Genomic DNA, 19,438 nt, shown 5'->3' on the forward strand with positions numbered 1-19,438 from the left:
TATTTTCCTCCTTCTAATTTTTCCTTTTTAAATTAAAAGGGCTCCCTACTAAAGATTAAATATCTTAAATAGAGAGCCTCTAGTTAACTAGTCGGCAGATTAATTTTTCGCAATTGCTTTTTTTATGTTGTTTTATCAATGGGTTATAACCTTTTTTGCATAACGATTTTCCGGAAAAGAAATTCCTAGATTTCCTCGCAGTGTTTCGGCCTCGTAATCTGTTCTAAATAACCCGCGTTTTTGAAGTATTGGCACGACTAAGTCTACAAAATTATTCAATCCATTTGGAACAGCGGAACCAATAATAAACCCATCAGCACCGTTCCCTTCAAACCATTCCTGAACTAAATCCGCTACTTTTTCCGGAGTTCCAAGGAAAACAGGTTTTGGTGTGGTCTCTCTTAATGCAACCTGGCGAAGTGTCAGACCTTCTGCCTTAGCTTGCCTTTTAATTCGATCTGTATGACTTTGGAAGCTATTCTTTCCTAAGTCACCGAGTTCAGGGAACGGTTCATCGAGTGGATACTGTGAAAAATCATGATGTTCGAAATACCTTCCCAGATAATCTAAAGCTTTTTCAATCGATACTAGATTAGCAATCTCTTGATATTTTCGTTCAGCCTCTTCCTGTGTTGCAGCAACAATTGGTGCGATTCCTGGCAGGATGACGAGCTCCTCTGGATTCCTTCCAAAAGCCTTTGCTCTGTTTTTAACATCTTGATAAAATGCTTGTGCTGCTTCTAATGTGGGATGACCTGTAAAAATGGCATCTGCTTCCTTCGCTGCAAGATCTTTTCCGGCCTCGGAAGATCCAGCTTGAAAAATAACCGGTCTGCCTTGCTTAGATCTGCCGATATTTAGCGGGCCTTCCACCTTGAAGAATTCCCCTCTATGATTTAAATGGTGTAATTTATCACGATCAAAAAACACCCCAGTTTCTTTATCTCGAACAAATGCATCATCTTCCCATGAATCCCAAAGTCCTTTGGCTACCTCAAGATATTCAGCTGCAATTCGATATCTTTTAGTATGGTCAGGATGTTCTTCTATCGTTTTACTAAAATTCAAAGCGGTTTTTTCTAATGGAGAGGTAACAACATTCCATCCTGCACGTCCATGGCTAATATGGTCAAGGGATGCAAACTGCCTTGCAACGTTGAAAGGCTCACTATATGAAGTGGAGAGTGTTCCGACAAGACCGACTCTTTTTGTAACAGCAGCAAGGGCAGACAAAATGGTCAGGGGTTCAAAACGATTCAAAAAATGTGGAATGGATTTTTCGTTAATATGCAAGCCGTCGGCAATAAAGACTAAATCGAATTTACCTTCTTCTGCTTTCTGGGCTTGATTAGTGTAAAATTCCAAACTGACACTTGCATCTGCTTGTATATCAGGGTGCCTCCATCCGGCAATATTCCCTCCGACACCATGAATGATAGCTCCAAACTTTAATTTTTTTTGTTGAGACATTGGGGATCCTCCTTTTTAATTCTAAGATTATCGATTCCTCTTATTGTTGACATGACGATTTTCTTGGTGGGAAGACCGTAATGTTTATCTACATTATTAATTGTCAATTAATCCTATTTGAATACTTGGTTTTAAAGTTTAAAAAACTTCGAAAATTTCCTGTTTCAATTTATCCATTAATAGTCTCGGCAGCCTTATTTGCTGTAATTAAAGGACTCAGCAACTGAAAGGATTGTATTCTTTCAACTTCTTTTTCAATTGGTGTATGTAGAATAAATTCATCCACCTGGTAAGTCTTATGAAGTTTGTATAACACTTCGTTTACAAGGCCTGGTGATCCTGCGATAATATCAGCTTCCTGTTCCGTGATCTCATATGGCTCACCTGATTGTTTTCCAAAGACTTCTGCCTGTTCAATAGTCTGTACAGTTACTGAACGTCCACTCTGTAGATGAACTTTTACTATTTTTCTGTTGCTTGTCAGCTGTTCAGCTTCTGTTTGAGTAGGTGCGGCGATTACTGCTAAAGAAATGATCAATCTTCCTTCAGGAAAAATTTCACGATATAGCTTTGCTGCATTTTCTAAAACCTGATTATCACTATTGATAAATTTAGCAAATACAAATGAAATTCCTAGTTCAGCCGCAAGACGAGCACTATTGGTACTAGCTCCCAGGAGGAAAATTTCGGGTTTTTCCTGAGGTATAGGGGTTGCCTGAATTCCTGCAAGTGGATGACCACTATTAACTTTGTTTTTAATTAAGTCTATCAAAAAGGATAGCCGCTCAGAAAAGTCCTTACCATCATTGACCGTACCATACTGCAAGGCCTTTGTTGATAACGGCAGCCCGCCTGGTGCTTTCCCAATTCCAACGTCAACTCTTCCCGGTGCCAAATTTGATAATACATGGAAGTTTTCAGCTACCTTATATGGACTATAGTGCTGGAGCATTACTCCCCCTGACCCAATATGAATCGTCTTTGTTTGAGCCAATAAATAGGATATTAATACCTCTGGTGACGAGCCTGCTAATTGTTCTGCATTGTGATGCTCAGAAACCCAAAAACGGTTATAACCCCATTCTTCTGCTTTTTGAGCCAGTAAAACGGTTTGTTTTAAGGCATGTGAAGCATTGGTCCCAGGAAATATTGGACTCTGATCTAAGATACTTAGCTTATAGCTCAAAACGTTTCCCCCTGTCCTTTCCGAGTTAACTTGTCGGAAAAGTTTGTATTAATTGTGTTTATCCTATCACTGGGAATAAGGACCTGGCAATACTTTCACTGATAGGAATATATTTTGATTTCATAAAAAAAATCTATCATTAGATTTAGATTCTTATTTAAAACTTACCCTTACCCCCTGTATGAAACGATTCAGTCTTCGTGTAAGACCACCATGACCAAACCTAATGAATTTAGACTTATGTGACTCATTCAGTTCATCCTTCACTGAATCTAAAAATGCTAATAGCTGGATACGCCGGCAATAAATATTCACGATACCATATTCGTAAAACCATTGATCAATCGTATTATAAATCCCCCTATTAATCTTAAACTGTGAATTGCACCAATTGGAAAACTGTAAATCTGGCATATTAAGATAATTACTGGTTTCAAGAGAATTTTGCTTGTTGGCTTTAAGGTATGACCTAACTCCATTTACATTTTGTGCTTTCATACTGTACATCCTCCTTATATGCTTATACCCAAGAATACAAACTTGAATAGTAGGGTTTGAACCAAGACGATCCATTACTTTACTTAGTTAATTACCTTTACATGATATTACCTGCGGTTAATCCTAACACTGAAAACATCGAAATCGCAATACGTTAGCTGATAGATAAATTTAATCTAATAATAGAAATTTTGATTTACAGAAAAACTTTTTGATTCTCAAAATCTTTTACGAACATAAGGATATCCTCCAAGACAGAAGGTAATGCGAAACCATTATTTAAGTGTGTGACAAATATATGCTGGTTGATTTGTAGTATATGAGAAACATCAATTTCTACAAGTTCTCCCCGCTGAAGCTCATCTTTAATACTAAGGGATGGCAAAAATCCAATCCCATTTTTACTTAGAATAACTGATTTTGCTACTTCAAGATGGTCGACAAGAAACTCTATTTTTGGTTGTGTACTGGCGACCTCAAATAAGTGATAAACAAGATTCCAGTCAAACGCACCACATTCAAAAAAGACTAGCGGTTCATCCGCCAATTGCTGCACAGAGATTTTCTCTTGATACTGAAAAGAATGTCCCGGGTATACTACTAATTTAACCTCATTATTTAATACTTCATGCTTTTGAACCCCTCGATGGGTTATATCCTTCATAAAAGCAATATCTACTTGCTTATGCAGCAGTTTTTCAAGCAAGATCTCGTTGGATGAAGAAATAAATTTAAATCGCAGCTCGGGCCGTGCCTTTTTTAAAAATGGGAGTACAAACGGCATAAAATACTGTGATGTAATAAGATTTGCCCCTATAACAATTTCCTCGGGATGTTCTTCCTTTTTCAATAGTTTCTTTCCTTGCTGGTAGGTACGGATTATTTGCTCCGCATAGGGAATAAACGCTTTGCCCTCCTCCGATAGGGTCACACTTCGGCCCTTACGATAAAATAATTCAATGCCCAAATCCTGCTCTAATGTTTTAATTCTAGCTGTAACAGTTGGTTGAGATAAAAAAAGTGCTTCTGCTGCTTTATGGATACTCTTTAATTGAACCACATACATAAATGCCTCAAGATGATCGATATTCATGTTAAGCCCCCTTTTAGATTTACCACGCTACTGTAAGAAAAAAAAAAGACCCCTGCCCGCAACATGCGAAAGGAGCCTTTGGTTGACCAATCAGCCTTAATCAAACTGTTTAATTTTTCTAAATTTTAACCTAATTAATCCTATAAGTAAAGTGCGAATTGTCCCTAAAATATAAAAAGCTATGAGTCAGGATACTTTTTTCTTGAGAATTTTCAGATAATTTATTATAATCAATCTTACCATAAAAAAGTGAGTGCATAAGAGCACTCACCTCATGGAATCGAATCTTAATGCCTATTTGTTAATTAGATCGTTCAGCAAGCCAGTCTCCAATGGTTGGGTATGTAATCTTGGAAGCTTGGCTGCCAAATGTAATCGATGTATGGCCAACCGGTAAATTTTTATACTGTTTGTCTTCACTGGAAATAGCATCCATCAAGGCTTCTACCATATGCGGCTGAGCAATCAGGTCATTTTTGCCTGATAAGTTTAGGACATTCGCCGTGATATTCTTTAAATCTACCTTACGACCACGAACAACCAGTTCTCCTTTAATCAGCTTGTTTTTCTGATAGAAATCCCTTATCCATTGACGATAAGATTCACCTGGGAATGGAATACCATCATTTAACCACTTTTGCAGCAGTTTAAAGCTTGTTACAAACCTTTCGTTATCCGCCCGATCCACTAGACTTATATATGGCCCGTAAAAATTAGCCATAGGCTTAGACAGCTTGTTACCATAGTCAATCATTTCAGGTGGAATCACACCAAGTGTATCAACTACTTTATCAATATTAAAATATTTTTCATTTAACATCTCACCATAAGAACCTGAATCCTCAAAATCAAACGGACTTGTCATAAAAATCAAATTGCGGATGGGTAATTCAGGGTAGAGTGCTGCAAATACGGATGTCATCGTCCCGCCCATACAATAACCGAGAATGGATAATTCGTCAGCATTGGATGTCTTCAAAACTTTTTTCACTGCCCTTGGGATATAGTCAATAATAAAATCATCCAATTTCATATTGCGGTCTTCGTATCCTGGTGTACCCCAATCAAGGAGATAAACGTCAAACCCCTTATTCACTAAATACTCTATTAAACTTCCGCCCTTAGTCAAATCTAATACGTAGGGTTTATTGATTAAGGCATAGATCATGAGTAATGGAATTCTATGTTTTTTCGGTTCGTTAGAAATATAACGATAGAGTTTAGTTTTATTTTTGGTCCAAACCACTTCTTTCGGAGTAGGAGCCACTTCCGGTTTAGGTTCAACCGTTAGCACTTGGGTTGCCTTCATGACACGCTTCATTTGCTTTCCGTACTCCTCAGGCAAGAAATCTAAAAGTGTGTCCCAATCCTTTTCTCCAACTAAGCTCATGATGTTCACTCCTTTCTAATTATCATCATTAGTAACTATATTCAATGAAGTTCATGTCTATTACATGTAAAGTCCACCATTAATGTTTAACTGCTGGCCAGTAATATAGTCTCCATCTTTGCAGAGGAATGCAACACCGCGTGCTACTTCTTCCGGCTTGCCTAATCTCTTTTGCGGAACCTTTTCGACAATACCTGCTAGAACCTTTTCAGGAATCGCTTGTACCATTTCTGTTCCGATAAATCCTGGGCAGATTGCATTAACAGTAACATTTGTTCTTGCTAGTTCTAAAGCAAGTGATTTTGTATAACCAATAAGTCCGGCTTTTGCGGCAGCATAGTTGGTTTGACCAAATCCGCCAGATTGTCCGATTATAGATGAAATATTGATAATGCGGCCTGCTTCTGACTCAAGAAGGTGAGGCAGTGCGGAAGATGTGGTGTTGTAAACACTGTTTAAGTTTACATCAATAACCTTTCTCCAATCTTCTGAACTTAGTTTTTTAAATGTGCTGTCTCTGGTAATACCCGCATTATTAACCAAAATGTCTAATCGCCCAAAATGATCGATTGCTTCTTGGACAAGATGGGCTGCATCTTCAGTATTTGAAACATCTGCCCGGACTGCATAAGCTTCTCCACCGATTTCTTGGATATCGGCGACCATTTTTTCAGCCAATTCTTCTCGAGAAACAAAGTTAAGAACTACTTTTACACCTTGTCTTGCAAGTTCCATTGAAATTGCTGCACCTATGCCCCTGCTGCCACCTGTTACAATCGCTACTTTGCCATTTAAATTTGTCATGTGCACCATACCCCTTTTAATTTTTACTATTTATTTTCTGAAGTTTTTAATAAAGATAGAATTTGATTTAGTTTCTTATCCAAATTCTTCATTTCTGACTTTAAATTGGTTAGTTCGCCTTCTAAAGATACTTGATTACTGCCAGCTTCTAAACTGTCCTCTAATAACTCTTCTAAGCTATCAACCTTTGCATCGACATTTACTATTTGAGCGGACAAGTTTGCAAGATCCTTACGAGAAGGCATATTGCTAAGTTCTAAATATTTTTCTGTTGTTTCGTCAATAAATTTCTTAAATTGCAGATTCATGTCCAAAATTTGTCCAATACCTTGGGAAGGAAAAGACTCCAACATTTTTTCATCATAAAAATTACTGGATTGGTTATAGAGATCCTTCCAAACTTCAAAAACATTCAAATTGTTATTGTTGCTCAATTTGATTCCTCCTTACATTTTATCGACATTTTTATCATACTAACATCTTTCAAACAATTAAAGAAGAAACATTGAAAATAATCAAAATATATTATTGCATTTTACGACAAATTTCTAACCTCTATGTTAATTACATATATGGATTTTTTTATAAACCCTCAAAACTCAATAGCAACAAAGGTTTAAGCGTTTTCACAATCCCGGAAAATGTGTTGCAGAATATTCCTTTGTTCTATTTTTATTATAAATTGAATAGTATTTTTAGCAAATCGCTATTAAATTTTAGCGTATGGTAAGTTGTCAGCAGCTTATGGTTGATTCAATTTTTCAACATGTATCGACAAAATACAACTTTTGCCTGGGTCTTTCGTTCACAAATTAGACACATTTTTCAAACTTAGTTGGTTTCTCTACATGGTTATTGGTGAATAAAAGAATAAAAAAGAGGTGGAGAGTATGAAGTTTATTGAAAGCGTTGTTTTAATTACTGGAGGAGCTCAAGGGATTGGAAAAGAGACAGCTAAAAGATTTCTTGAAGAAGGGGCAAATGTTGTTATATGTGATTATGATGAGTCTGCCGGAAACAAAGCATTAGAAGAATTAAATAATGAAAAAGCCGAATTCTTCCAAGTCAATGTAACAGATAGCGCCCAAATTGAATCAATGGTTCAAGCTGTTGTAGAGAGGCACGGTAAAATCGATGTGTTAATCAATAATGCAGGAATAACTCTTGATGGATTTCTTACAAAAATGGAGGAATCTGACTGGGAGAAAGTCATTTCTGTTAACTTATCTGGTGTTTTTAAATGTACGAAAGCTGTCGCCCCTATTATGTTAAAACAAGGATCAGGCGTCATCCTAAATGCTTCCTCTGTTGTTGGACTATATGGGAACATCGGGCAAACCAATTATGCCGCGACTAAAGCGGGTGTAATCGGACTAACGAAAAGCTGGGGGAAAGAATTTGGGCCTAAGGGAATTCGAGTAAATGCAGTTGCCCCTGGATTCATTGAAACTGGGATGACTGCAGCAGTCCCTGAAAAAGTACTGAATTATATGAAAGATAAAACCCCGCTTAAAAAACTTGGTAAACCTGAAGATATTGCTGCTGCCTACCTATTTTTAGCATCTGATGATGCAAGGTATATTAATGCAACTGTTTTAAGTGTTGATGGAGGATTGGTTATTTAAAATTTAGTTAGGCATGTACCCAATCACACTTCAAAGGACATAAGTGAAATCTTATCTTTTATGATGTCTTTCACTTTTCTTAGTTAATAATCTCCCCAAGTCACTATTACTATCTTAATAATCATGTTTTTGTCGATTTCCCTGATTAGAATGAAAACAATTGGCTAGAATCAAATTTATTTCTACAAGACTTGCCAAAATATAATAAAATTCTACAAAATTCTCACCCCATTCAAAAACAAATTTGAATGGGGTAATTATTATTACGAATTTTCAGCTTATTGCCGCTCGCAATAGTATTTTGCCACACATACTTCAACCCTAAAAAATAGATTTTAGAAGTGGTTATTACATATGAACGTCTATTCATACCCTCTGATTTTGTCGAAGAGTTCCTAAGAAAACTATTAACTTTATGTAGTATTATATGGGTGAAATTATACATAGTATAAGAATTCACATTTGGAGGTATTAGGATGGCAGTCAATGAAGTGGTAATTGTAAGTGCTGTTAGAACAGCAATTGGAGGTTTCCTAGGAGGTTTACAAAATGTTTCGGTTAAGCAACTAGGGGCTACAGTAATCAAATCGGCAATTGAAAAAGCGGGTATTACTCCTAATCATGTTGATCAAGTAATAATGGGCAATGTGTTACAATCAGGCGCAGGTCAAAACCCAGCGAGACAAGCCTCCCTGGCAGCTGGTGTTCCGCAAGAGTCTCCAGCCTTGACCATTAATATGGTTTGTGGTTCAGGACTACGTGCTGTTCACCTAGCAGCACAAGCAATCCTTTCCGGAGAGGCCGAAGTAGTAGTTGCGGGTGGAATGGAAAATATGAGTCAATCACCTTATTTACTTAAAGGCAGCCGAAATGGATATAAGATGGGTGATCAAAAGATAGTAGACAGCATGATCCAAGATGGATTATGGTGTGCAGAAAATGACTATCACATGGGGGTTACAGCTGAGAACCTCGCTGAAAAATATGAAATTTCTCGAGTAGAGCAAGATGAATTTTCCGCTTGGAGCCAGCAAAAGGCACAAGCAGCGATTGAAGCAAATAGATTCGCAGATGAAATCATTCCTGTGGAGGTTCCCGGTCGTAAAGGGCAAGTTAGCGTATTCAGCCAGGATGAATTCCCTAAATTCGGAACAACTGCGGAAAGCCTTGCAAAACTTCGTCCGGCCTTTAAAAAGGATGGAACCGTTACTGCTGGTAGTGCTTCAGGAATTAATGATGGTGCTGCTGCTCTTGTGGTTATGAGCCGTAAAAAAGCAGAGGAACTGCAGCTAAAACCATTAGTAGTGATTAAAGCAAATGCTGTAGCTGGGGTTGACCCAAGTATTATGGGAATAGGACCAGTTCCAGCGGTAAAAAAGGCATTAAATAACGCCTCTTTATCATTAGACGAAATCGATTTAATTGAAGCAAATGAAGCATTTGCTTCTCAATCGATAGCTGTGGACCGCGAATTACATTTTAATAAAGAAAAGTTAAATGTAAATGGCGGTGCGATTGCCTTAGGCCACCCGATTGGTGCCAGCGGAGCTAGAATTTTGGTTTCATTAATTCATGAAATGCAAAGACGAGAAGATCGTTTTGGTTTAGCTACATTATGTGTGGGCGGAGGCCAAGGTGTAGCAACGATCGTTGAACGAGTTTAACATTTTAAAAGGCCGAAATACCGGACAACCCTTTTCTGAATTATTATAAGATTCAAAATAAGTTCATGATTAATTCGTTTATTTGAAATTATTAGTCTTATAATAAAAGTAAGCAGGATATGGAATATATTTCTATTTCCTCTATCCCTTTTAGAAAGGAGGTCCTGATCATGTCATTCGCTGATTTTAACGACATATATCGTATTTGTTCTAACTATGATGACGATGAACATCTGAAGGATATGGTTAAATTAGGAATTGATATGACACCTGGTTCTTCGGCTGCAAATTTACCGGCAGGAAGTTCAAACCGTTGGTGGGAGCTTGCTGAAAAAGAAATTAAACAAGAACGAAAAGAAACTGTCCTTATCTAAGTAATCATGGTGACTTAGCAGGTAAATGGATAATAAAGCATTTTATTCAAGTTAATTAGGCATCCCTTGTAATTTACAACTCAAAATTACAGGGGATGTTCATTTATCCATCCTAATATTACTATAATAAATTCGTTCTCATGAAAAAACAAATAGGTTCCCCTATCAAAGACTAAGCGTCAATGGTTTTTTTCTTCTGTATCCAATAAAACCATCACATATATATTCTAAAACTATTAGGAGGGAATAATTTGAAAGTCGTTGAAACTAAATTAAATAGTAACTTAGATAAAATGCTCGATCCTGAAAAGGTAATTGAAGTAAGTGGTACACCAGAATATCTTTTCAATGAATATAAAAAGTTTTTTGAGGCTGAAAGCTTTGTGGAAGCATTGGAAGTTTTAACAAAAACTCTTAATAAAGGTTTTCCTATTGCAGAGTTCGAAATGGGAAAACACTACTACTTTGGCAGTGAACAATTAGGAATTGTAAAAGACTATTTAAAGGCTTTTGACTTCTTTTCTAATGCAGCTCTGCTTGGACATGCAGGTGCTCTTTACTACCAAGGAAACATGTACCTTAACGGTTTAGGCGTTGTCTTGGATATTAATCAAGCCCTCCTTTCTTTAAATGATGCCGCAATCAAAGGTGAAATCGAGGCATTAGATGCACTGGGGAAAATTTATCAGTTTGGTTGTTCTGAAATTCTTCCAGATTTAAAAAAAGCGGAAAGCTATTATAAAAATGCGGTTAATTTAGGGTATTCTCCTTCCATGTTAAATCTAGCTGTCTTACTTGAAAATCAATATAGATTTGAAGAGGCCTATGAGTTAATTATCGAATCCGCCAAGAAGGGTTATATTGAAGCAATTAATTATGGTTTAAGTATATATAAATAATATTATTCTCTTAATAGTAAAGGTCATTGAGGTTATGCTCAATGACCTAACTTAGTTTAGGGGACTTTAGATATGTAAAAATGTTTAATTTTAACAAAATAAAAACCATCTGAAGGAGGCATCACATAGCAAACATTATTTTTGTATAACTTCGTTCTTATTAGTAAAGTTTAAAAAGTATTGACGATAGATCCATTTTTCAAATGGTATTGTATGTAGATTAGGAAAGATTACTTGTGCTGTTTCACTGGTGTAGAAATTAGCCATTTTTTCAATGTAATCATCATCAAGTAGTGGTAAACCCGTGACCATTCGATTATCCCGAACCAATTCTAACATAAAACTATTCACTCCCCCGTCCTATTACCTGCCTTATAAATGAATAAAAGTTATTATATTGATCCCATATATTTCATACTAACAGATTGTGGAATCTTAAAAAACCAAAATATTCCGACTATTTCAAACACTCTTTTTCATCTTTCATTCTATTTTTCGGAAAACCAACAATGATACTAAAGTGAAAAATAGTTTCTTGGCGAAAGTTAGTGATATTTATTTAAAAATAAGTAAAATATATAATCTAGTTATATGGAAATATACAAAAAGAGGTAAATGCGATTAAGCATTTACCTCTTTTTACTATTATTATTTATCTGATTGTTTTCCTTCAGCATCACGTTCTACTTCCATTTTAGTTATAGGAAGGTATCCTTGATCTTTTAATAGATTTTCTTGGATATCATCTGACATCATAAAGTCAAGGAACGCTTTAGCAAGATCTGTTGCTTCACCTTTTGTATAAGAGTGTTGGTATGCCCAAACAGGGAATTCACCAGCTTGTACGTTTTCTGCAGTTGCTTCTACACCATCAATTGAAAGAGGTGTTACAGTTTCATCAGTAAAGTATGAGAATGCAAGGTAACCGACCGCACCATCAGTCTCACTGATAATTTTCTTAACAGTATTTGAAGAATCTTCTGTAATTCCTTCAGCGGGAGTTGCACCATCAAGAGCAAACTTATTGAAAATGGCACGTGTACCTGAAGAATCAGGACGATTGACAAGAACGATCTTTTGGTCTGCGCCGCCAAGTTCTTTCCAGTTAGTGATTTTACCAGTAAATACTTTAATTAAATCTTCCTTGCTAATATCCTTAATACCAACTTTAGGGTTAACAGCTGCGGTCATACCAACAACCGCTACTTTATGATCAACTAGTTGATCAGCAGGAATTCCTTCCTTTTCCTCAGCAAACACGTCAGAGTTTCCAATCTGTACAGAACCTTCAGCTACTTGTGATAAGCCAGTACCAGATCCGCCCGCCTGAACTTGAATGTCTACGTTTGGATTTTGAGCCATAAATTCTTCAGCAGCAGCTGCTACTAACGGTTGCATTGCAGATGAACCGGAAATAGATAACGAACCTGAAAGTTCTTGTTTTTCTTCAGTTTTAGGTGTTTCACTGCCAGCATTGCCTTCTGTTTTCTCATTTGAAGTACCGCCTCCACATGCAGCCATAAATACCATTACTGCCGCTAAAAGTGTTAATAGGCTTAAATTTTTCAAACGTTTCATTTGCTTTTTTTCCCCCTGTTTTTGATTCATACTTTTATATGAATCTATTGGTTTTCCTTACAGTTATTAATATAGACCATAAGTATTAATTCAGTTTGAACTTCATGTAAAGGTTTTGTTAAAACATGTTTTCTATATAGTAATTTGTTGTACTAGAATCTTAATCATAGGTTGAATACGGTAAAAAAGAGTGAACCTCTATAATACTTAAATACTATAAAGACTCACTCTTCTATTATATTTATTAGGCCGATAATCCCTGCTGATGGTTCTCCTCCGAATGTAATGTTCCCCAATATAACCACTGATAGATAATCGGTATGACTAAAAGGCAGATAAGAGTAGAACTAATCATTCCACATACGACGACAACACCAAGTGTTTGAGAGATGATTGCGTCTCCTCTTCCTGAGACAGCTAAAGGCATCAAGGTTAAAATCGTCGTTCCCGCAGTCATCAACACCGGTCTCACCCTTGTAGCCGTTCCAAACAGAATCGCACTATTTGGTTCAAACCCATTTTTTAGATTTCTTTCAATTTTATCCACTAACACAATTCCGTTTGTAACGACAATTCCTGTTAACATCAACAATCCAACTAATGCTGCTAGATTCCACTCAAGTCTAAAAATATACATTCCTACAACAGAACCAATAAAGGCTAACGGTATACAGATCAAGACTGATAGTGGTGCTCTCCATCCCCTAAAAACAGCACTGATTATCACAAGAACAAGTAAAATGGAGAAAAATAAGGCAATCGACATCTCATAAATCATTTGATAAACTTGCTCGGGAGCTCCAGCAAAGGAATATTCGACACCCTCAGGCAATGGAATTTTCTTAAGCTGCTCTTTAACCAGTTTCGTTACTTGTCCAATATCACTTGAAATGATATTGGCGGTAATCACAGCATATGGCTGTCCATCCTTTTCTTGAATCACAGAGGTACCTGCCGGCATTAAAAGAGCGAGCTCATCCAAAGTCACTTTCTGCCCCGTCTTATTAACAAAGACCTCACTTCCAAGCAATGAAAAAATATCCTGTGAGTTCCCATTCTGCTTATCTGTATGAATGACAACCGGGTAGGTATTTTGATTAATGGAAATTACCCCTTTTGTCCCCTCCGCAGTATATTGCTCAACCCGTTCTATAACATCATCAAGCTTGATTCCATAGTGTTCGATTGCTTTTCGGTTTAGGGTAATCTCATACTGATTTGAATGGTCATCTACATCAGCCGCCCCCTGTACGGATAATCCGGCAACAAGTTTTAACTGGCTGCGGACCGTTTGGGCCATGGTTTCTAGTGTCTGACTATCAGCTCCAGACAGATTAATTTTTAACTGGGAATCGTCCCCGGCTATGTTTTGATTGGATACTGTGAAAACTGCTTTACTAGACAACGAATTTAATTGCTCCTGCAAACTGTTAATAAAAACATTTACGTCCGTACCTTCCTTAATCATTACAGACAAATTGGCGATGTTTGGTTTCTGAAGCCATCCGCCTCCCGCATCAAATACATCATCAGATTGTGGCTGAAAAGAAGAACCCAGCCCTGAAGAAAAGGATTTCACTTTCAGATTAGTTTCAAGAAGAGATTCAATCCTTTTCACCTCAGCGTCGACTTCTGTTAATGAAGTATTTTGCGGCATCTGCACTTGTATACCGATTTGCCCTGTATTACTTGCTACTGGTAAAAAATTCACCGGAAGAAAGGCAGCGCCCGCTGAAGCAATTGCTAGCAAGGCAAGACAAACTGAAACAACTAATTTCTTGCGCTTAAACGCCCAGGCTATGATATTATGGGATACTTGCTCAAAATCATCATCACTTGATATCGGTTTTCCCCTCCAAACCATGTTGTAAAGAACGGGAACAACTAAGATAGAAACAATTAATGAAATGGCTAAGGCGATCACCACTGACCAGGCAAATCCTGAAAATGCTGAACTCACCAATCCTCCGATTAGTGCTATTGGAACGTAAACAGCAACTGTAGTGGCAGTGGACGAAACGATAGCTGGTATCATTTCACATATAGCAGTTGCCAGCAATTGAACGCTGGTATTCCCTTTCGCCTCATTGACTCTCCGGTTCATATTATCGAGGATAACAATGGAGTCATCTACTACTCTTCCCATGGCGACGATTAGTCCTGAAACGGTAAGAAGATTGAGGCTGATTCCCATTGTCTTTAACAAACCTGTTGTAGCTAATAGGCAGATTGGCAGCGAAATCGCTATTAAAAAGGTGGATCGAACCTTACGAAAAAACAGAAACACACATATCATTGAAAAGAAGCATCCTAATAGTCCTTCTGTTATAAGACCCTTTAATGATGCATTAACCTGTGCGCCTTGATCAAATTGGATGGAGGCTTGAATATCTTTATTTTTCAACGCAGGTATGTCTTTCATTGTAGTTTTTATCCGTTTAGAGACATCAGTAATATTGGATGAAGGAGTCTTTAATACATCCAAAAGAACACTTGGTTTCCCGTCCGTCCTAGATATGGTTTCAAGGTTTACAATTGAGTTTGAGATGTCTGCCACATTAGCAAGAGGAATGGTTTTCCCTGCTCCATTATTAATGGGAAGCTGCAAAAGGTCTTGTTGGTTAAATCCCCAGCCCGTAACCTGAACAGGAATCGATACCTGATTATTAGATACCTTTCCCTCTATTCCCGTTGTGTAGTTTTCTGCTAGTGAGCGTTTTACATCATTAACCGTAAATCCGGCTTTTTTTAAATCCTCGAGTCTAAGTTTTACTGCATATCCAGCTGTCCCACCACCGGAAACCCGTACATCCTTTACCCCTGGAACGGTTTTTAATCGATTAACAAAATCTTCTTGGATGGCCGTACGAAGTGTATTTTCTGTAATATTGGCAGAAGAACCCATCAGACTCATGCGAATAATCGGCATGGAGTGGGTACTAAGACGTGTGACTAATGGTTTTTCAGCCCCTGCTGGAAGTTGAATTGACTCTATGGCTTTGGAAACCTGCTCCTCGGCTTGTTTCATGTCATAACTCATGGGAAAATTTAAACTGATCAATGCCCCGCCATTAAAAGAGTTAGTTTCGACATCCTTAAGACCTTCCACTACCCGAACGGTTTGCTGGATTGGCCCTGTAATTTGGGCTTTTACCTGTTCCGCCTGATAATTATCAGCCCGCACAGTTACCGATAAGGTGGAATTATTAATTTCCGGTAGATAATCCCGCTGGATCTGCCATGCAGACATACCACCCCATACAAGAATGAGACCAATTAAGGTTACAATCAAAATCGCACGCTTCAATGATTCATTTATCAATCGTTTCATATCAATTTATCCAGGCAAAATAACACCCGAAAACGTTCCCCCCTCTTTATGTATTAAATGTTAAGAATCTCTAGGTTTTGATGGTGCCATTGGTGAATAGTTTCATAAGTAACTACCAACTACCAAAATTGGATAGTAAAATTCTGTAGGTTTTAACAAAAATAGCTATCCCCTCGGATAGCTATTTTTGTGTTTCTACATCCCTTTACAGCAATCCCTATTAAAATAGTTGATTAAATCTATTAATCATTATCAGCAGGAGATGGAGCAAAGCTTTCAGGCTGCTTTTCTACCTCTTCAGGTGCATGAACCTTTTTCTCACCTGGATATGGCTTATCAAAGCCTTTTGTCGCATACCAAACCGCATGATTAAGCATATTAGCGTTGGTCTCATCCGGTGACGCGTTTCTTCCTACTAACTTTTCTTTGTTCTTGTTGGACCACTCTGTCCATTTTTTCGAAAGTTCCTGCGCCTCTGGTGTGATCTTATCTGTGTTTGCTAGAGCCGCAGTATTTGCATTTGGCTGACCGTTTAAGGTGTCTAGCGGAATTTGGTTCTGTTCTACCTCAAATGGAGTAAAGTCTGGCTCATTTGTAAAGATTTCACTCATTGGTTCCGCAGCCGCATCGTTCTGGTTCATAGGCTGAAGTCCCAAAATTTGTTCAATACTGCGAACCATGTTAATAACTGTCCAATAGTGGCTGTTAGTCACGCCTTTTTTCACCCATGGACTGATGACAAACGCAGGTTCCCGGTGACCATCGACGTGGTCAAGACCATTTTGGGCATCATCTTCGGTAACGATGATAACAGAATCTTTCCAATATTTACTGTGGGAAATTAAATCGACAACTTTACCAACAGCCAAATCATTGTCCGCTACCATTGCCTGTGGTGTAGGAGACCCTGTAGCAGTACCGTTTGTGTGGTCATTTGTAATCCACAACGTGTTTAATTGCGGTAAATCATCATTCTTTACATGTTGTTCAAACTGACGCTTGAAAATTTCAAAACGATACTGGTCTGGAATGCCCATATCGAATGTTGGGAACGGCTTATGTGTAATTGGTCCAAGCGACGGAATATCATATTTCGCCTCGTAGTTACCAATTGGAACATGTAACTCGCCTTGCTTTTGTCCAGAAAGGATTAAGTAATCATTATACCAATCAGTCCAAGTTCCGCGCGGTGCTGAACCGGTAAAATCAGTGGTGTCTTCGCCAAAGTTTTCTACGGATACACCTTGTTTAATCGCTTGATCCCATAAATGTCCGGTAGGTGCATAGGCCATTGGATCTCCAGCTCCGCCAGGATAGCTTCGGACGTTCGCTGCATCTGTTTCTTTATCTTCATAATCTGTATTCGTACCCTGCATTACCCATTGGTGTCCGCTGGCAGACTGAATACCGGAAACATAGAAATTATCTAAAAGCGGATACGTTTCAGCAAATTTATGGAAGTTTGGTGTCACAGCTTTTGGGAACTGCGTTAATGCCACTTCACCATTGCCCTTTCCTAGGTCGCCAAGTACTTGGTCATACGTACGGTTTTCTTTAATAATGTAGAATACGTGCTTAATTGTAGATGGCTCACCGATACGCTCTGGCATAGCAACTGGTTTCTTGTTGTTCCGAGGCTCCGCATTTCGGTTCTTTATGCCATACCAGTTGTTGTTTGAATATACTTGCTTTGTTCCTTTAACAAGGTCTTCCGTTGAAGGGAATGGAATCAATGATAACGATCCAACCTGAGCGTATGAAGAGTGTCCATTTACTTTGACCCCTTGAATCGTTAAATCACGAGTCGGACCTTGTGAACCAATACCATCAGCATTTACTACTACTAAATTTTTATTTTCATTGTCTACTGCAATATCAACAGGGAACCAAGCAGTTGGCAGGAGACCTTGCAACTCAGGTGTCTTTTCAGGGCCTTGCCAATCATAAACCGCAATCGCGTTATCACGGCCAAGGCTGACCATTAATTTATTATCAACTACCTTTACTGCGTTTGGTGCAGCACCTTTATGCGCATCTGGATATGGTTCAATGTCAATCGTTTGTACAACTGTATTGGTTTTTGAGTCGATAACAGAAACCGTGTCACTATTTGTATTTGTTACAAATATGTATTGGCCTGACTGCGTCATTCGCTCTGGCTGTACGCCAACCTCAATCGTTTTAGTAACTGTGTTACTAGTAAGGTCAATAACAGATACAGTTCCTGTAGATGTAGCACCTGTTTTTGGATCAACAACCACTTGAGTTCCAGAAGAGTCTACAGTTGTATCTCCAGCCTTCGGTTTTCTTCCACCCTGGTTGGTAACGTAAGCTGTATTTCCATCTACTAAAATACTTGTTGGAGCATTATCCACTGCAATTTTGGCTGTTACAGCACCAGTTTGTGGATCCATGACTCCTAGGCTGTTGTCACGATTAAGTGCAACTAAAAGCTGGCCTTGTGGTCCGACCGCTAGATCGAGCGGGTTGATATTTCCTCCTACAGCTGGATTTGGAAGAGTATAAGTCTTTTGGATGACAGGAGTTCCATCTGCACCAACAGACATAACCACAACCTTACCTTTGCCGCCTGAAGATCCGGTAGCATATAGCTGATTTCCGTCCTTCGAATAAGCTAATCCCCACATACTAGAAAGTCCTAAAGATAAATCTTTGACAGTCAATTTCCCTGTTGCAAGATCAACAACATTGATCCCTTTGCCGCCGTAATTGTTTCGGCCAACGATGGTTACAGCTGTTTTCCCATTAGGATTAACTGCAACAGTAATCGGATTACCGCCAAATTCAATTTGCTTCCCAGCAGGTGTAATCAATTGGTTCACAGGTGTTTGTACGGAACCATCAGCTTGATTACCTACCAAATTACTTCCAAACCCACTTTCTTGGGCAGCATATGCCCCGGCTGAACCCAATAGCATAGTACTTAAAGTAAGTCCAGCAATCAGCTTTTTCTTTTTTCTAAGCTTTTTTAACATACCTCTTCTCCCCTTTCTTTAGTACAAATAGAGAATACTCCTCTTTTATTAATCTCTTCTTGAATTCGTGTAAATCTCTAATGAGATATGTGTAAAATATAAATAAATAAAATTCTAGCTTTTTATCTACTACTATTAGACTATAGTTTTCAATTAATTCTATCTTTTACATTATTTACATTTCCCTCAACATGATTAATAATTTTTTAACACTTGCTTCATCTCCTCTTAAAATAAGGTCCGTATAATGATGAATGAAATCATTATTAATTAGGAGGTTGCTAAAATGTTCTTACAAAAGTTGGCGCAAGGTGGATTGGTTACCATTGACTATTATAAAAATGGAGTTTTAAAGACACTAAAAGGAAGTGTATATTGTCTAAATCTTAAGGAGCAATTACTTTCTTTAAAAGATGAAAAACAAGTAATGCATTCCATCCGATTATCGGGCATTAAACAAATACACTAACTTTCCCTATGACCTTTCCATTAAGGTTATTTTTTTACAAAAAAAAGAACCCGATTTTTTC

The 19,438-nt window shown here is 37.9% G+C and carries 16 protein-coding genes; 5 read left to right on the forward strand and 11 right to left on the reverse strand.

Annotated elements, in window-relative coordinates; translation table 11 throughout:
- Positions 1–135: 135 nt before the first annotated feature.
- From GXK58_RS01900 to GXK58_RS01930, 7 genes are all read right to left on the reverse strand, one after another.
- A complete protein-coding gene (locus tag GXK58_RS01900) occupies positions 136–1,470 on the reverse strand; it encodes an LLM class flavin-dependent oxidoreductase (protein WP_160719329.1) in 1,335 nt (444 codons plus the stop codon).
- A 169-nt stretch (positions 1,471–1,639) separates the two neighbouring features.
- The gene (locus tag GXK58_RS01905) at positions 1,640–2,656 is read right to left on the reverse strand and encodes an LLM class flavin-dependent oxidoreductase (RefSeq protein ID WP_160719331.1); all 1,017 of its coding nucleotides are present in this window, start codon (positions 2,654–2,656) and stop codon (positions 1,640–1,642) included.
- Positions 2,657–2,809: 153 nt separating this feature from the next.
- Positions 2,810–3,163, reverse strand: a complete 354-nt coding sequence (locus GXK58_RS01910) for a hypothetical protein (protein WP_237389529.1) — start codon at positions 3,161–3,163, stop codon at positions 2,810–2,812.
- A gap of 187 nt (positions 3,164–3,350) precedes the next feature.
- The gene (locus tag GXK58_RS01915) at positions 3,351–4,247 is read right to left on the reverse strand and encodes a LysR family transcriptional regulator (RefSeq protein ID WP_160719333.1); all 897 of its coding nucleotides are present in this window, start codon (positions 4,245–4,247) and stop codon (positions 3,351–3,353) included.
- A 301-nt stretch (positions 4,248–4,548) separates the two neighbouring features.
- Complete coding sequence (phaC, locus tag GXK58_RS01920) at positions 4,549–5,637, reverse strand: class III poly(R)-hydroxyalkanoic acid synthase subunit PhaC (protein ID WP_160719335.1); 1,089 nt, start codon at positions 5,635–5,637, stop codon at positions 4,549–4,551.
- A gap of 60 nt (positions 5,638–5,697) precedes the next feature.
- A complete protein-coding gene (gene phbB / locus GXK58_RS01925; protein WP_160719337.1) occupies positions 5,698–6,441 on the reverse strand; it encodes an acetoacetyl-CoA reductase in 744 nt (247 codons plus the stop codon).
- 26 nt (positions 6,442–6,467) lie between these two features.
- Positions 6,468–6,875, reverse strand: coding sequence for a hypothetical protein (locus tag GXK58_RS01930; protein ID WP_160719339.1), 408 nt, complete (start codon positions 6,873–6,875; stop codon positions 6,468–6,470).
- Between the two features lie 456 nt (positions 6,876–7,331).
- On the opposite strand from GXK58_RS01930, the gene fabG reads away from it, so the two are divergent.
- The 4 genes from fabG to GXK58_RS01950 all read left to right on the forward strand — a co-directional run bounded on the left by fabG (position 7,332) and on the right by GXK58_RS01950 (position 11,003).
- Positions 7,332–8,066, forward strand: a complete 735-nt coding sequence (gene fabG / locus GXK58_RS01935; protein ID WP_160719341.1) for a 3-oxoacyl-[acyl-carrier-protein] reductase — start codon at positions 7,332–7,334, stop codon at positions 8,064–8,066.
- Positions 8,067–8,542: 476 nt separating this feature from the next.
- Complete coding sequence (locus GXK58_RS01940; protein WP_160719342.1) at positions 8,543–9,730, forward strand: acetyl-CoA C-acetyltransferase; 1,188 nt, start codon at positions 8,543–8,545, stop codon at positions 9,728–9,730.
- Positions 9,731–9,900: 170 nt separating this feature from the next.
- Positions 9,901–10,104 (forward strand): hypothetical protein, encoded by a 204-nt coding sequence (locus GXK58_RS01945; RefSeq protein ID WP_160719343.1) that lies wholly within the window; start codon positions 9,901–9,903, stop codon positions 10,102–10,104.
- 251 nt (positions 10,105–10,355) lie between these two features.
- Positions 10,356–11,003, forward strand: coding sequence for a tetratricopeptide repeat protein (locus tag GXK58_RS01950; protein WP_160719344.1), 648 nt, complete (start codon positions 10,356–10,358; stop codon positions 11,001–11,003).
- Positions 11,004–11,138: 135 nt separating this feature from the next.
- On the opposite strand, the gene GXK58_RS01955 is transcribed toward GXK58_RS01950, so the two are convergent.
- The 4 genes from GXK58_RS01955 to GXK58_RS01970 form a co-directional block, all read right to left on the reverse strand.
- The gene (locus tag GXK58_RS01955) at positions 11,139–11,342 is read right to left on the reverse strand and encodes a hypothetical protein (RefSeq protein WP_160719346.1); all 204 of its coding nucleotides are present in this window, start codon (positions 11,340–11,342) and stop codon (positions 11,139–11,141) included.
- Between the two features lie 309 nt (positions 11,343–11,651).
- The gene (locus GXK58_RS01960; RefSeq protein WP_160719347.1) at positions 11,652–12,581 is read right to left on the reverse strand and encodes a phosphate ABC transporter substrate-binding protein; all 930 of its coding nucleotides are present in this window, start codon (positions 12,579–12,581) and stop codon (positions 11,652–11,654) included.
- Between the two features lie 244 nt (positions 12,582–12,825).
- Positions 12,826–15,912 (reverse strand): efflux RND transporter permease subunit, encoded by a 3,087-nt coding sequence (locus GXK58_RS01965; protein WP_160719348.1) that lies wholly within the window; start codon positions 15,910–15,912, stop codon positions 12,826–12,828.
- A gap of 242 nt (positions 15,913–16,154) precedes the next feature.
- Positions 16,155–18,908 (reverse strand): alkaline phosphatase family protein, encoded by a 2,754-nt coding sequence (locus GXK58_RS01970; RefSeq protein WP_160719350.1) that lies wholly within the window; start codon positions 18,906–18,908, stop codon positions 16,155–16,157.
- Between the two features lie 286 nt (positions 18,909–19,194).
- Between GXK58_RS01970 and GXK58_RS01975 the strand changes: the two genes are divergently transcribed.
- On the forward strand, positions 19,195–19,377 hold the full coding sequence (locus tag GXK58_RS01975) for a hypothetical protein (RefSeq protein WP_160719351.1): 183 nt from the start codon (positions 19,195–19,197) through the stop codon (positions 19,375–19,377).
- The last annotated feature ends 61 nt before the right edge of the window (positions 19,378–19,438 follow it).

The organism is Bacillus sp. USDA818B3_A (genome assembly GCF_009928415.1).
Lineage (GTDB): Bacteria > Bacillota > Bacilli > Bacillales > Cytobacillaceae > Neobacillus.

Bases quoted from the DNA above. Each gene is read 5' to 3' on its own strand.
- GXK58_RS01945 (WP_160719343.1), top strand. From the start codon at position 9,901: ATGTCATTCGCTGATTTTAACGACATATATCGTATTTGTTCTAACTAT.
- GXK58_RS01915 (WP_160719333.1), bottom strand. From the start codon at position 4,247: ATGAATATCGATCATCTTGAGGCATTTATGTATGTGGTTCAATTAAAG.
- GXK58_RS01900 (WP_160719329.1), bottom strand. From the start codon at position 1,470: ATGTCTCAACAAAAAAAATTAAAGTTTGGAGCTATCATTCATGGTGTC.
- phbB (WP_160719337.1), bottom strand. From the start codon at position 6,441: ATGACAAATTTAAATGGCAAAGTAGCGATTGTAACAGGTGGCAGCAGG.
- GXK58_RS01975 (WP_160719351.1), top strand. From the start codon at position 19,195: ATGTTCTTACAAAAGTTGGCGCAAGGTGGATTGGTTACCATTGACTAT.
- phaC (WP_160719335.1), bottom strand. From the start codon at position 5,637: ATGAGCTTAGTTGGAGAAAAGGATTGGGACACACTTTTAGATTTCTTG.
- GXK58_RS01965 (WP_160719348.1), bottom strand. From the start codon at position 15,912: ATGAAACGATTGATAAATGAATCATTGAAGCGTGCGATTTTGATTGTA.
- GXK58_RS01970 (WP_160719350.1), bottom strand. From the start codon at position 18,908: ATGTTAAAAAAGCTTAGAAAAAAGAAAAAGCTGATTGCTGGACTTACT.
- GXK58_RS01940 (WP_160719342.1), top strand. From the start codon at position 8,543: ATGGCAGTCAATGAAGTGGTAATTGTAAGTGCTGTTAGAACAGCAATT.
- GXK58_RS01955 (WP_160719346.1), bottom strand. From the start codon at position 11,342: ATGTTAGAATTGGTTCGGGATAATCGAATGGTCACGGGTTTACCACTA.
- GXK58_RS01910 (WP_237389529.1), bottom strand. From the start codon at position 3,163: ATGTACAGTATGAAAGCACAAAATGTAAATGGAGTTAGGTCATACCTT.
- GXK58_RS01960 (WP_160719347.1), bottom strand. From the start codon at position 12,581: ATGAAACGTTTGAAAAATTTAAGCCTATTAACACTTTTAGCGGCAGTA.
- fabG (WP_160719341.1), top strand. From the start codon at position 7,332: ATGAAGTTTATTGAAAGCGTTGTTTTAATTACTGGAGGAGCTCAAGGG.